Below are 13167 nucleotides of genomic sequence, written 5' to 3' on the forward strand. Positions count from 1 at the left end.
GCCCCCCGGGCCCCGGGGGCCGCTCCCCCCCCCCCCCGGGCCCCGCGGCACCGGGCCCCTTTGGTTTGCCGGGGGGGGGGGCCCCGCCCCCCCCCCCGCACCCCGGAGTTGCGGCTCGCTCTGATCATCGGTATATATCGTCGACATGACTTCAAGGGCGATGCAGGAGCCGACGTTCCTCATCCTGACCGCGCTCGCGGCCGGGCCGCAGCACGGCTACGGCATCATCACCGACGTCGTGCGGATCTCCGGCTAACGGGTGCGGCTGCGGGCCGGCACCCTCTACGCCGCCCTCGACCGGCTCCAGGCCGAAGGGCTGGTGGCGGCCGACCGGGAGGAGGTCGTCGACGGGCGGGCGCGGCGCCACTACCGGCTGACGCCCGAGGGCGAGCTCCGGCTGGCGGCCGAGGCCGAGCAACTGCGGCACAACGCGGAGACGGCCACGGCCCGGCTGCGCGGCCGGGCGGCGTGGCAGCCCGGCGGAGGGCTGGGATCGGCGTTCGCCGGGCCGCTCGGGGCGTTCGCGGGGCCGCCGGGAGCGCTCGGCGGGCCGTCGGCGGCCTTCGGCGGGGCGGGGAGGTCGCGATGACGTCCCTGGAACGGCGCTACCGGCGGCTGCTGGTCCGGTGGTACCCGGCCGAGCACCGGGCCCTGCACGAGGAAGAGATGATCGCGGTGCTGGTGGCGGGCGCGGAGCCCGGCCGGCGGCGGCCCGGGGTGCGCGACACGTTCGACCTGGTGCGGGGCGGCCTGGCCATCAGGGTGCGGCGCGGGGCCGGCGCCCAGTGGCGGGCCGCGGTCGACGCCGCCGCCCTCCTGGTGCCCGTCGCGCTCCTGTTGACGGCGCTCGCGCGGGCCGCCATGTTCGGAGCGGCGACATGGCAGCGCCCCTTCGTGGCGGACGAGTTCCCGCAGTTCCTGCGCATGCTCACCTACGCCCTGCCGTACGCGGTCGTGGTGGTGCTGGCCTGGCGCGGGAAGGCCGGTGCGGCGGCCCTCTGCGCGTGGGCGTACGCGCTGGTGACCCCGGGGGTGCGCGGGTGGGTCAACGCGTCGTTCACGTCCAGCGTGACCGGCGACGGGGTGCTCCTGATCGGAGGCGTGCCGTTCGACTTCGGCGGGATGGCGATCTCGGCGCTGCCCCTGGTGCTGTGCGGGGCGATGCTGCTCCTCGCGCCGTCTCCCGGGCCCGGCCCGCTGGGCGGGCGGCGGCTGCTGTGGTGGATGGCCGTGCTCCTCGGGGCTGCGGCGGCCGGCGCGGCCGTCTCGTCCCGATGGGCCTACCCGCCCATGTGGGCCCTGGCGGTGGTGGCCGCGGGGCTGGCGCTGCGGTCGCCGGTCGGGCGGCGTGCCCTGGTGGTGCTGCTGCCGATGGTCGGCGTCTACGTGGGCGGGCTTCCGGGGGCCGGCTACCTGCTGAACGCGGTGCTGCTGAGCGTGCTGGCAGTGGTGGTGCTGGGGGTGACGGCCTGGATGGCCCGGGTCGCCGGACAGGGCGCCGGTGCCGTAAAAAAGGGGACGAACCGGTCACTGAATGGCTGGTAACGTCTGCGCGATGATGATTTCTCATGATGTCGCGGGTGACGGACCGGCCCTGCTCCTCCTGCACGCGGGGGTGTGCGACCGGCGCATGTGGGACCCCCAGTGGGAGCCCCTGATCGCCGCCGGGTTCCGGGTGGTCCGATGCGACCTGCGCGGCTTCGGGCAGAGCCCGCTGCCCACCGAGCCGTACAGCAACTCGGGCGATGTTCTCGACCTGCTCGACAGCCTGGGCATCGACCGGTTCTTCCTGGTCGGTTCCTCCTACGGCGGGAAGGTGGCGCTGGAGGTCGCCGCCGGCAGCCCTGAGCGGGTGGAGGCGCTGGTCCTGCTCTCCGCCGCGCTGCCCTGGCGGGAGCCGAGCGCCGACCTGCGCGCACTCGGAGAACGCGAGGAGGAGCTGGTCGAGGCGGGCGATCTGGCGGCCGCCTCGCAGCTGATGGTCGACCGCTGGCTGGGCCCCGACGCCGGCGAGGAGGCCGGGCGGGCCGTGCACGAGATGCAGGTGCGCGCCTACGAGCTCCAGCTCGCCGAGGGGGTCGTCGGGCCGGTCAAGGTCGCGATCGAGCCGTCGGTCGTGACGATGCCGTGCCTGGCCGTGTCGGGCGCGCACGACGCCGTCGACTTCCGGCACACCGAGGCCGACCTGCCCGCCGCCCGCAACGTCGAGCTGCCCTGGGCGGGCCACCTGGCGAGCATGGAACGCCCGGCCGAGGTCACCGAACTGATCGTCGCGTTCCTGCGCGAGCAGGCCCGGGCTTGACCGGCCACCACGCCGACAGCGAGCTCGTCCAGGCCGCCGCGGAGGTCGCCCGTACTCGTTGCCGGGGCGACAACCACACCATGGCGGCCGCCGCCCGCGCCCGGGACGGCCGGATCATCACCGCCGTGAACGCCTACCACTTCACCGGAGGGCCCTGCGCCGAGCTGGTGCTCATCGGCACGGCCGCCGCCCAGGGCGCCTACGAGCTGGACACGATCGTCGCCGTGGGGGACCGTGACCGGGGAGTCGTTCCGCCGTGCGGCCGTTGCCGTCAGGTGCTGCTGGACTACTTCCCGGCCCTCAAGGTGATCGTGGGCGGCGGTGACCGCCTCCGGGCGGTCCCCGTCGCCGATCTGCTGCCCGAGACCTACGTCTGGGCCGACCACCAGCTCGACCCCACCACTCCGGCCTGACCGCCGACCCGCCGCCAGGCGTGCGGCCGGACCCGGGGTCCGTCCGCACGTCGCCCGCCGCCAGGCACAGCCGGCCGGCGGCGGGTTCAGCCGTGCGCGCGGGTCAGATCAGGCCCAGGGCGAGCATGGCGTCGGCGACCCGGCGGAAGCCGTCGATGTTGGCGCCGGCCACGTAGTTGCCCGGCATGCCGTACTCGTCGGCGGTCTGCAGGCAGCGGCCGTGGATGTCCTGCATGATCTCCCGGAGGCGGCGCTCGGAGAACTCGAACGTCCACGAGTCGCGGCTGGCGTTCTGCTGCATCTCCAGCGCGCTGGTCGCCACCCCGCCCGCGTTGGCGGCCTTGCCGGGCCCGAACGAGACGCCCGCCTCCAGGAACACCTTGATGCCCTCGGGCGTGGTCGGCATGTTGGCGCCCTCGCCGACCGCGAGGCAGCCGTTGTCCACCATGAACGCGGCGTCCCGGCCGGTGATCTCGTTCTGCGTGGCGGACGGCATCGCCACCTCGCAGGGCACCTCCCACACGCTGCGGTCCGGGACGAAGACGGCGTGCTCGCCCCGGCGCTCCGCGTACGCCTCCAGGCGGCCCCGCTCGACCTGCTTGACCTGCTTGAGCAGGTCCAGGTCGATGCCCTTCTCGTCGAGGACGTAGCCGGAGGAGTCGGAGCAGGCCACCACGACGCCGCCGAGCTGCTCGACCTTCTCGATCGTGTAGATGGCCACGTTGCCGGAGCCCGACACGACGACCCGCTTGCCGTCGAACGACGTGCCGCGGGCCTTGAGCATCTCCTCCACGAAGAACGTGCAGCCGTAGCCGGTGGCCTCGGTGCGTACCTGCGCGCCGCCGTAGACCAGGCCCTTGCCGGTGATCACGCCGGATTCGTAGCGGTTGGTGATGCGCTTGTACTGGCCGAACAGATAGCCGACCTCGCGCCCGCCGACGCCGATGTCACCGGCCGGGACGTCGGTGTACTCGCCGATGTGCCGGTAGAGCTCGGTCATGAAGCTCTGGCAGAAGCTCATCACCTCGCGGTCGGAGCGGCCCTTGGGGTCGAAGTCCGAGCCGCCCTTGCCGCCGCCGATGGGCAGGCCGGTCAGGCCGTTCTTGAAGATCTGCTCGAACCCGAGGAACTTGACGATGCCCAGGTAGACCGACGGGTGGAAGCGCAGCCCGCCCTTGTACGGCCCGAGCGCGCTGTTGAACTCCACCCGGAAGCCACGGTTGATCTGCACCTCGCCACGGTCGTCCACCCACGGCACCCGGAAGATGATCTGACGCTCGGGCTCGCAGATCCGCTCGATGATCTTCGATTCGGCGTACTCGGGATGCTTGCCGAGAACCGGGCCGATGCTTTCGAGCACCTCGCGCACCGCCTGGTGGAACTCGACCTCGCCGGGGTTCCGGCGCAGGACGTTGTCGTAGATCGACGACAGTTTCTCGTGCAAGAAGGACTCCCTACATCACTGGTGCAATCCTGCTCACTTTACGATTCGGCCACTCGTGAGCAGCAGGCGGCCCGCCCTCGCGCGCTCCCGCGGATGTCAGCGGCGGCGTCAGGGCGGCGACAGTCCGGTGTCAGGACGGTCGGCGAAGGTTTACCCCATGAGCGGATCGGCGCTAACGGGACGAGGGAGAACGATGACGGGCAACGGCAACGGCGGCTTCTCGAAGGCCGGGCTGGGCAGGCTGCACGACGTGCTGGCGCGGCATGTGGACTCGGGGCGGATCCCCGGCCTGGTCGCCCTGGTCGGCCGGGGTGAGGAGACGCACGTCGAGGCGATGGGGACGATGCGGCACGACGGCGGCGCGCCGATGAGCCGGGACACGATCTTCCGGATGGCGTCCACGTCCAAGCCGGTGACGATGGCGGCGGCGATGGTCCTGCTGGACGAGTGCCGGCTGCGGCTGGACGACGTGGTCGAGCCGTGGCTGCCCGAACTGGCCGACCGGCGGGTGCTCACCCGCGTGGACGGCCCGCTGGACGACACCGTGCCGGCACGCCGGCCGATCACCGTGCGCGACGTGCTGACCTCCACGTTCGGGCTCGGCATGGACATGACGTCGCTGGGCACCCCGATCATGAACGCGGTGTTCGGGCAGGGCCTCACGCCCGACCTGCCGACGCCGATGCCCGAGCCGGACGAGTGGATGCGCCGCCTGGGCGAGCTGCCGCTGATGCACCAGCCCGGGGAGCGCTGGCAGTACCACATCGCCAGCGACCTGCTCGGCGTGCTGGTGGCCAGGGTCACGGGCCGGCCGTTCGGGACGTTCCTGAACGAACGCGTCTTCGAGCCGCTGGGCATGAAGGACACCGGCTTCGACGTGCCCGCGGGCAAGCTCGACCGGCTGCCTCCCCTGTACGCCCCCGACCCGGCGACGGGCGAGTTCCACGTCTGGGACGAGGCTCAGGGCGGACGTCACAGCGAGCCCCCGGCGTTCCAGGGCGGCGGCGGCGGGCTGTCGTCCACGGTGGACGACTACCACGCCTACTTCCGCATGTTGCTGAACGGTGGCACGCACGACGGCGAGCGCGTCCTGTCGCGGCCCGCCGTCGAGCTGATGACCACCAACCGCCTCACGCCCGCCCAGCAGGCCGCCCGGCACGCGATGGCGGTCGACAACGTGCACATCTCCTTCGGCCAGGGCCAGCACGGCGGCTGGGGCCTCGGGATGGCGGTGCGCACCTACCGCGGCGACTACGCGCCCGTCGGCCAGTTCGGCTGGGACGGCGGCAGCGGCACCTCCACCTACGCCGACCCCGAGAACGGGCTCACCGGGATCCTGCTCACCCAGGTCGGCATGTCCACGCCGGACTCGGCCCGGCTCGTCCACGACTTCTGGACCACGCTCTACCAGGCGATCGACGCCTGACCGGGGCGCCGACGGTAAAGGAAGGTTTGCCTCCGGGGCCGAGTGCGGGAGGGGGGCGGGGTAGCGCGGGTTCTATGACCGGCAAGCGCAAGGACGATCCGTCCGTGGGTGACGAGGTCTCCTGGAAGAGCCACGGGTCCACGGCCCGTGGCAAGGTGGAGAAGAAGATCACCAAGAGGACGAAGGAGGCGGGCCGCACGGTCGCGGCCTCGCCCGACGACCCGCGGTACGTCGTGCGCAGCGACAGGAGCGGGCGCAAGGCCGTGCACAAGCCGTCGGCCCTGCGCGAGGGCAAGGACGCGAAATGAGCGGCGACCGGGACGTGGCGGCCGAGTTCGGCGAGGCGGTGAACATGACCGCCAAGGAGCTGGAACGCTGGCTGGACACCGACGAGTCGAAGGAGGCCGGCCAGAAGCGGGACGGCGGCGAGTCGACCGGGCACGCCTCCGGCCGCGAGATCGTCCGGCTCCTCCGCAAGGGGAAGTCGTCCTTGAACGGCCACGACTACGAGCACATGACCAAGGTCATCGGCTACATCCACCGGCACCTGGCGCAACGCCCGTCCGGCGACGTCCGGGAGACGCGGTGGCGCCACTCGCTGATGAACTGGGGACACGACCCGCTCAAGTGAGGCCAGCGCCTGGCTGCACGACGTGCTCCGAGTCCGCCGGCGGGCGGGTCAGTCGTCGTGGGCGATCAGCATGAGCTGACGCCACAGCAGCACGACGAACACCGCCGAACCGGCGAAGGCGAACCAGAAGGGCGCCGCGACGCCGAAGCGGGTGGCCAGCATGCCGCCGATCACCGAGCCGACCACCAGACCGGCGTAGACGCAGACGGTGTTGACGCTGCCCACCCGGCCCTGCAACTCCTGCGGGACCGCGCGCTGGCGGACGGTGCCCGAGGTCGTGCCCCAGATGAAGGCGTGCGCGCCGAACACCAGGAAGATGGCTCCGGCGACCCACGGCGAATGCGTCAGCGCCAGGCCCAGGTGGGTGAGCGTCTCGATGATGAGCCCGATCCGCATCAGCGCGCCGAGGCTCACCCTGCGGGTGACGGCCCCGTACAGGCCGGTGCCGATCAGGCCGCCGATCCCGCCGATGGTGGTCATCAGCCCGAACCCCATCGCGCCGAGGCCGAGCTGCTCCTGGGTGTAGAGGACGAGCACCGACCAGGCCGCGCCGAAGGTGAAGTTGAAGATCAGGATGGTGAGCGCCAGCGTGCGGACCGCCGGATGCCTGACGGTCCAGCTGAACCCGGCGACGAGCTCCCGCAGGGTGTTCGGCCGCGGCGCGCCGGCCGGCCGGTCGCGGGGCGGCAGCGTGATGCGGGAGACCAGGACCATCCCCGCCAGCACCAGGATCAGCTGGCCCGCGAACGGCCAGGTCAGCCCCAGTCCGAACAGCGCCGCGCCGACCGGCGGCCCGGCGAGCTGGTTGAGCGTGATGAACCCGGTGCCGAGGCGGGCGTTGGCGATGATCAGGTCGTCCCTGCTGACCATCATGGGCGTCAGCGTGGACGTCGCGTTGTCGGCGAACACCTCGGCGACGGACCGCAGCGTGAGCGCCACCAGCGCCGTCACCACGGTCACGGTGCCGGTCGCCATGAGCACGACGAGCGCCGCCAGCACCACGGCCCGTACGGCGTTCGCGACGAGCACGATCCTGCGGCGGTCGTGCCGGTCGGACAGGACGCCCGCGTACAGGCTGAACATCAGCGGCGGCGCCCAGCTCACCAGGGCGGACAGCGAGATCATCAGCGGGTCGCGGGTCAACGTCGCGATCAGCAGGGGGCCCGCGGCGGCCGCGATCCCGTCACCGAGATTCGTCAGCCAGCTCGACGCCAGCAACCATCGGAACCCTGTACCCAATCGGGCCGGCAGGACCCGCTCCACCACTGTGACCACGAGCGCAAAACCATACGTTTCGCCGGGCGTCCACGGCAACGCGTTTTTCCGTGACGGACCCGGGCGCCCGCCGGGGCCGTCAGGGGGTGCGGAAACCCCGGAAGGTCACGGGCCCGCGGGTCCGGAAACCGAGCCGCTCGTAGAGGGCGATCGCGCCGGTGTTGGCCTCGGCCACGTGCAGGAAGGGGCGGTCGCCGCGGGCCAGGATCCGCGAGACGAGGGCGCCGACCAGGCGGGCCGCGTGCCCGCGGCCGCGCGCCTCGAGCGCGGTGCAGACGGCGCTGATCTCGGTCCAGCCCGGCGGCCGCAGCCGCTCGCCCGCCATCGCCACCAGCTTCCCGCCGTCGAAGACGCCGAGGTAGACGCCCATCTCGCGGGTACGCGGCCAGAACGGCCCCGGCCGCGTCCGGGCGACCAGGTCGAGCATCTCGGGGACGCTGTCGTCGCCCAGCTCGACGACCTCGCCGGACCCGGCGGGAGGCGGGCCGCCGGGCCAGATCAGCCGGCGTCCTTCGACGGAGAAGACCGGCTCCCAGTCCGGCGGCGGGGTCGCCGGGAGGCTGAACAGGTCGGCCAGCTCACCCGGCCCGAGCAGCCGGGCGAGGTCGGCCCACGCCCGCTCGTCCGGGTCGGCCGGCACCGAGCAGAAGGTCGCCACGTCCTGCCGGTACGCGACCGCGTCGCCGAGCCGGCGGGCGAGGTGCGCGTGGCGCCCGCGCAGTGACGCGCCCACCGGGTCGTCGAGCGGGTGGGCGTCGCGGTCCGCCATCAGGATGTGCCTCTCGGGTCGTGCGGGACGGGACGGGAAGCCCTCCCGGCGCGGGCCATCCTAGTGACACCGTTGTCAGCGCCCTCGCGCCAGGTCAGGAGCGGGCCGTGCCCTCGATCGCCTGCCGCATCTCCGACGCGCCGTACCGCATCCGCAGGCCGACCTCGGCGGCCCGCGCGTGGGGCAGCACGTCGGTGACCCAGATCAGCCGGCCCGCCCCCTCGCCCTCCGGCCGGACCTCGAAGGAGGCGTGGTGGTGCTCCAGCGGCGGCCTCGCGCCATCCACGACCGCGTAGGCCAGGCGGCGGGCGTCGTCGTCGATGGCCAGGATCAGCTCGCGGATCACGTGCCCGTCGGGGAACGTGAGGAAGCGCTGGTCGCCCTCCATCCGGGTGTCCTCGACGCGGCCGGGGAGCAGCCGTTCGTGCACGGCTCCGACGTCGCGCAGGACGTCCCAGATGTGGTCGGGGGAGGCGTCGATGACGATCTCGTGCCGGATGGAGGCCATGCGGGGGAGCTCCTCGGGTTTGTTACGTCCTTCATTGTGAAGTACTTCGCTACCTTATCGCCCGGGGCCTTCAGCGCACGTTCCAGTCCTCCTTGCGGGGCGGGTAGGCGAAGGTCTGGTGGTGGGCCCAGTCGCCGCCGATGACGCGGTAGTCGTGCGCGGCCTCGCTCTCGGGATGATCGGGGCCCACGTCGACCTTGTCGGCGATCGACCAGACGCCGTTGATCCGGTGCTCCACGGTGTAGAGGAACTCGTTGAAGCCCGAGGCGGACACGCACTCGTTCACGACGGTGAGCGCGCGCCGCCCCGCCGTCAGGGCCGGCGGCAGGTCGACGATCTGGTTGCGCCACTTGTGGACGCCGTCCTCCAGCAGCGGCCGCCAGTGCGCCGCCGGGGCGCCGTCCACGGTGATGGTCGCGTGTTGCAGGCCGACGCCCGCGTCCAGGCGGCGGGTCAGCCGTACGCCGGTGTTGGCCGGGCTCACGCTGACCGTGAACCGGCTCGACCCGCCCCGGGGGAACGCGCGGCCGTCGTCGGTGACGATGTGATCGGGATCCACGGCCTGGTCGGGGACCCGCTCGGGCGGCGCCTCGGGCCGGGCCGTCATCCGCAGCGCGACGACCACGGCGAGCACCAGCGCGGCCGCCGCGGGAACGGCGACCGCCGCGACCAGGACGGCCCGCCGCCGGCGTCCGTCTCCGGTCAGGACCGCCCGCCGCCGGCGCCCGCCCTCGTCCACGGCCGGTTCCGGCGGGGCGGCCGCGGGCGTCGGCGCTGTGCCGGTTGGCGTCGGCGAGGCGCGATCGTCCCAGGCCCCGGCGGGCAGGCGGCTGATCCGCACCCGGTCCCAGGCCCGTTCCCACGCCGGGAGCTCATGGTCGGGCACCCGGCACCCCCGCAGGAACGCCACCATGACCGCCTTCTTGGGAAAACGCCGCCCGGCCAGCATGTCGGCGCAGGTGCTGCGCGGCAGCCTGGCCCCGCCCGACCTGTCGGCCCGCGCCTGCAACTCCCGCAGCGACACGTCGGCCCGCGCGAACTGCTCGGCCAGCAGCCTGGCCAGATCCTCATGACAGGTCACCGACTCGGGGCCGGTGGCCGCCGCGGCGCCCGGCGACTGTCCGCCGCCGTGGACCTCGCTCATCGCTGTCAACCCCGCCCTCTCTCGACCGGGCCGTAAGGCCACACGGACCAGCGACAGAAAGTGTACGGACGCTCGCACTCCGTGTCCGGCACGTGCTCGCCCTCGTGTGCGGCGGCAACGTCGACACGGCTGCCTGCCGCCGGGTCGGCGCGACGCCCAGGCCGTAGGACCGGTCCGCGGAGGCGCGGGCCGGGATCAGGCGCGCTTCTCCTGGGGTTCGCCGGCCAGCCAGTCCCAGCTGGTGATCGTGGTGCGCATCAGGCGGGCGGCGGTGGACAGGTGGCTGTCGGCGCCCCAGAGCAGGGTGAGTGTACGGCGGCAGTCGGGGTCGTCGACGTCCACCCAGGCCAGGGGCGCACGGGTGGTGGAACGGCGGGCGAGGGACGGGACGAGGCCGATGCCGAGCCCCGCGCCGATCAGGTCGGCGATGGCGCTGGGCTCGTCGCCCTCGCAGACGACCCTCGGCGTGCGGCCCCTGGCGGCGAAGAGGCGGTCGAGCAGCCGGCGCTGCCAGTGTCCCTTGCGGGCGGTGACGAAGGGCTGGCCGGCGAGCTCGTCGATGGTCACCGACGCACGGCCGGCGAGCGGGTGGTCGAGCGAGGTGGCCAGCCCCACCGGCTCGTCGAGCAGCTCGACCGCCTCCAGGCCGTCGGCGTGGATGGGCTGCGAGGCGACGCACAGGTCGAACTCCTGGGCGCGCAGGCGGCGGCCCATGTCGTCGGCGGGCGCCCAGTGCAGCTCGACCTCGACCGAGGGATGGGCGCGCTTGTAGGCCGCGAGCGGCCCGGTGAGGGTCAGGAAGGTCTCCGACGCCAGCCGTACGGTGCCGAACCCCTCGCCGGCGGCCTCGGCGACGGCTCGCCGTCCGGCGTCGAGCTCGCCGAGGGCCCGTTCGACGAAACCGAGGAACAGGCTGCCCGCGCCGTTCAGCCGGAGCCGGCCGCCGCGGTCGAACAGCGGCGTGCCCAGCTCGTTCTCCAGCCGCGCGATCGTACGGCTCAGCGACGGCTGCGCGACGCGCAGCTCCTCGGCGGCGGCGCTGAGGTGTTCGAGCCGGGCCACCACCAGGAACTGCCGGAGCGCGTTCAGATCCATCATGCCTCCCAACGCATAACACCATAGCAATACAGATCTTGGACAAGATAACCGGGAGGCCATAGCGTCGGAGCGTTTCACGAGGACGAGACGAGGAGGACCCCCGATGCTCACCGCGGTCGACGGGCCGGGAGCCGACGCCCGGCGGCGTACGGCACCCGTGGCCTGGACGTTGCGAGCGCTGGTCAGCGCGCACATGGCGGCGATCGCCGGGCAGCCGGTGTTCGCCGGCGTCTACCTGACCGGCGACTACGACAGCCTGCGCTGGCACTCGATCGGCGCGGACGTGGTCACCTCCGTCGGCTACCTCCAGCTGATCGTGGCGATCGTGGTGTGGGTGCGGCTGCGCAGGTCCGGGCCCTTCCTGGCCACGGCGGCGGTGGTGGCGGCCGAGACGGTGCAGTACTTCGCCGGGCTCGACGGCGCCCTGTGGCTGCACATCCCCCTGGGGGTGATGACGGTCGCCGCGCTCACGGTGCAGTTCATCGACGTCTGGCGCCGCCCCTTCCCGCGAAGGGAGACCCCCGATGCCTGAACAGGACGGGCGGATCATGGGTGTGACCAGGCGGCAGGCGCTCGGCATCGGCGGCGCGCTCGGGCTGATGGCGGCCACCGGGCTCGGCACCTCCGCCGCGATGGCCCGCCGGCCCGCGACCACCGGCGCCGAGCTGCGCAGCGACCTGCCGCTGCCGCCGCCGTTCCAGGTGCCGCTGCCGATCCCGGCCGTGCTGGCGCCGTCCGGCACCTCGGAGGGCGCCGACCGGTACGAGATCGTCCAGCGTGAGACGACGCTGGAGATCCTGCCCGGCGTGCGGACCCGGGCCTGGACGTACGGGGGCACCTTCCCGGGGCCGACGATCGAGGCGCACCGAGGCCGGCCGATCACCGTGACGCACCGCAACGACCTGCCCGTGCCGACCGTCGTCCACCTGCACGGCGGACGCACCCCGGCGGCCTCCGACGGCTACCCCACCGACCTCGTGCTGCCCGAGGGCTGGACGGAGCCCACCATGCACCCCGGCATGCACACGGCGCACGGCTCCGGGATGGGGAACATGCGCGACCCCCGGGCCGTGCTGAGCAGGCGGACGAGGGACTACACCTTCCCGCTGGACCAGCGGGCGACGCTGCTTTGGTACCACGACCACCGGATGGACTTCACCGCCCCCGCGATCTGGCGCGGCCTGGCCGGGCTGCAGATCGTCCGCGACGACGCCGAGAAGGCCCTCGGCCTGCCCTCGGGGCCGCGCGAGCTGCCGCTCATGATCGCCGATCGGGCGTTCACCGCCGAGGGCGAGCTGGCCTACCCCGCCCTCGACCCCACCCTGCGGGAGCGGCCGGGCGTGCTCGAACCGTACCTCGCCGGGGTGCTCGGCGACGTGATCCTGGTCAACGGCGCCCCCTGGCCCGTGCACGAGGTGGATGCGGCCCGCTACCGGCTGCGCCTGCTGAACGCCTCCAACGCCCGCCACTACGAGCTCGAAGCCGTGCTCGACGACGGGCGGCGGCTCGACCTCGTCCAGATCGGCGCCGACCAGGGGCTGCTCGCGTCGCCGGTCACCCACCGGTTCCTGCCGATCGCGCCGGCCGAGCGGTACGACGTGGTGGTGGACTTCGCCCGTGTCCCGGTCGGCGGGCGCGTCCGGATCGTCAACCGGCTCGGCTCCGGCCGTACCCGGGACGTGATGGCCTTCCGGGTCGCGCGGGCCGTGGCCGACGACAGCAGGGTCCCGCGCGTCCTGTCCACCGACCTGCCCGAGTGGCGGCGGGCGGACGCCGTACGGGTGCGCGAGTTCTCCTTCCGCGCGGGCCGCATGGACGACGGCCACGGCTGGCTGATCGGCGGGCTGCCGTTCGACCCCGCCCGGTCCGACGTCACCGTGGGCCTCGGCGACGTCGAGGTGTGGCGCATGGTCGCCGACGTCCACCACCCCGTCCACCTGCACCTGGTCGGCTTCCGGGTGCTCTCGCGCAGCGGCCGGCCACCGTTGCCGCACGACGCGGGGCTCAAGGACACCGTCTCCCTGCGTCCGGGCGAGGCGGTGGAGATCATCACCCGGTTCGACGGCTACCGCGGCCGCTACCTCTTCCACTGCCACAACGCCGAGCACGAGGACATGGCGATGATGGCCAACCTCCAGGTCGTCTGACCCTCCTCGG

Annotated in this window: 15 protein-coding genes; 9 read left to right on the forward strand and 6 right to left on the reverse strand. The window is 73.1% G+C overall.

Annotation, left to right across the window (positions count from 1 at the left end; translation table 11 throughout):
• Positions 1-259: 259 nt before the first annotated feature.
• Genes ABZ815_RS43345 through ABZ815_RS43360 form a run of 4 tightly spaced genes read left to right on the forward strand, consistent with a single transcriptional unit; the run spans position 260 to position 2715 of the window.
• A complete protein-coding gene (locus ABZ815_RS43345) occupies positions 260-589 on the forward strand; it encodes a helix-turn-helix transcriptional regulator (protein ID WP_357707381.1) in 330 nt (109 codons plus the stop codon).
• Positions 586-1545, forward strand: a complete 960-nt coding sequence (locus ABZ815_RS43350) for a hypothetical protein (protein WP_357707383.1) — start codon at positions 586-588, stop codon at positions 1543-1545. Before ABZ815_RS43345 ends, ABZ815_RS43350 begins: the two co-directional genes overlap by 4 nt.
• A 10-nt stretch (positions 1546-1555) precedes the next feature.
• A complete protein-coding gene (locus tag ABZ815_RS43355) occupies positions 1556-2302 on the forward strand; it encodes an alpha/beta hydrolase (protein ID WP_357707384.1) in 747 nt (248 codons plus the stop codon).
• Positions 2299-2715 (forward strand): cytidine deaminase, encoded by a 417-nt coding sequence (locus ABZ815_RS43360; protein ID WP_357707385.1) that lies wholly within the window; start codon positions 2299-2301, stop codon positions 2713-2715. Before ABZ815_RS43355 ends, ABZ815_RS43360 begins: the two co-directional genes overlap by 4 nt.
• A 103-nt stretch (positions 2716-2818) precedes the next feature.
• Here the strand turns inward: ABZ815_RS43360 and gdhA are convergent, their stop codons facing one another.
• Positions 2819-4159, reverse strand: a complete 1341-nt coding sequence (gdhA, locus tag ABZ815_RS43365; protein WP_357707387.1) for an NADP-specific glutamate dehydrogenase — start codon at positions 4157-4159, stop codon at positions 2819-2821.
• Between the two features lie 193 nt (positions 4160-4352).
• Here gdhA and ABZ815_RS43370 point away from each other — a divergent pair, with 193 nt between their 5' ends.
• From ABZ815_RS43370 to ABZ815_RS43380, 3 genes are all read left to right on the forward strand, one after another.
• Entirely contained in the window at positions 4353-5585 is a 1233-nt protein-coding gene (locus ABZ815_RS43370) for a serine hydrolase domain-containing protein (protein WP_357707389.1), read from the forward strand.
• Between the two features lie 74 nt (positions 5586-5659).
• The gene (locus ABZ815_RS43375; protein ID WP_357707390.1) at positions 5660-5893 is read left to right on the forward strand and encodes a DUF2945 domain-containing protein; all 234 of its coding nucleotides are present in this window, start codon (positions 5660-5662) and stop codon (positions 5891-5893) included.
• Positions 5890-6216, forward strand: coding sequence for a DUF3140 domain-containing protein (locus ABZ815_RS43380; protein ID WP_357707393.1), 327 nt, complete (start codon positions 5890-5892; stop codon positions 6214-6216). Before ABZ815_RS43375 ends, ABZ815_RS43380 begins: the two co-directional genes overlap by 4 nt.
• A gap of 48 nt (positions 6217-6264) precedes the next feature.
• On the opposite strand, the gene ABZ815_RS43385 is transcribed toward ABZ815_RS43380, so the two are convergent.
• The 5 genes from ABZ815_RS43385 to ABZ815_RS43405 all read right to left on the reverse strand — a co-directional run bounded on the left by ABZ815_RS43385 (position 6265) and on the right by ABZ815_RS43405 (position 11010).
• Complete coding sequence (locus tag ABZ815_RS43385; protein ID WP_357707395.1) at positions 6265-7434, reverse strand: MFS transporter; 1170 nt, start codon at positions 7432-7434, stop codon at positions 6265-6267.
• 136 nt (positions 7435-7570) lie between these two features.
• Positions 7571-8260 (reverse strand): GNAT family N-acetyltransferase, encoded by a 690-nt coding sequence (locus ABZ815_RS43390; protein ID WP_357707396.1) that lies wholly within the window; start codon positions 8258-8260, stop codon positions 7571-7573.
• Between the two features lie 94 nt (positions 8261-8354).
• Positions 8355-8768, reverse strand: coding sequence for an SRPBCC family protein (locus ABZ815_RS43395; RefSeq protein ID WP_357707397.1), 414 nt, complete (start codon positions 8766-8768; stop codon positions 8355-8357).
• A gap of 70 nt (positions 8769-8838) precedes the next feature.
• Positions 8839-9912 carry a hypothetical protein gene (locus ABZ815_RS43400; protein ID WP_357707399.1) on the reverse strand — a complete coding sequence of 358 codons (1074 nt, stop codon included), beginning with the start codon at positions 9910-9912 and terminating at the stop codon, positions 8839-8841.
• Between the two features lie 195 nt (positions 9913-10107).
• Positions 10108-11010: a LysR family transcriptional regulator gene (locus ABZ815_RS43405; protein WP_357707400.1), complete on the reverse strand. Its 903-nt coding sequence runs from the start codon at positions 11008-11010 to the stop codon at positions 10108-10110.
• Positions 11011-11113: 103 nt separating this feature from the next.
• Between ABZ815_RS43405 and ABZ815_RS43410 the strand changes: the two genes are divergently transcribed.
• Complete coding sequence (locus tag ABZ815_RS43410) at positions 11114-11542, forward strand: hypothetical protein (RefSeq protein ID WP_357707401.1); 429 nt, start codon at positions 11114-11116, stop codon at positions 11540-11542.
• On the forward strand, positions 11535-13157 hold the full coding sequence (locus tag ABZ815_RS43415) for a multicopper oxidase family protein (protein ID WP_357707402.1): 1623 nt from the start codon (positions 11535-11537) through the stop codon (positions 13155-13157). Before ABZ815_RS43410 ends, ABZ815_RS43415 begins: the two co-directional genes overlap by 8 nt.
• The last annotated feature ends 10 nt before the right edge of the window (positions 13158-13167 follow it).

Source organism: Nonomuraea sp. NPDC047529 (genome assembly GCF_040642995.1).
Lineage (GTDB): Bacteria > Actinomycetota > Actinomycetes > Streptosporangiales > Streptosporangiaceae > Nonomuraea.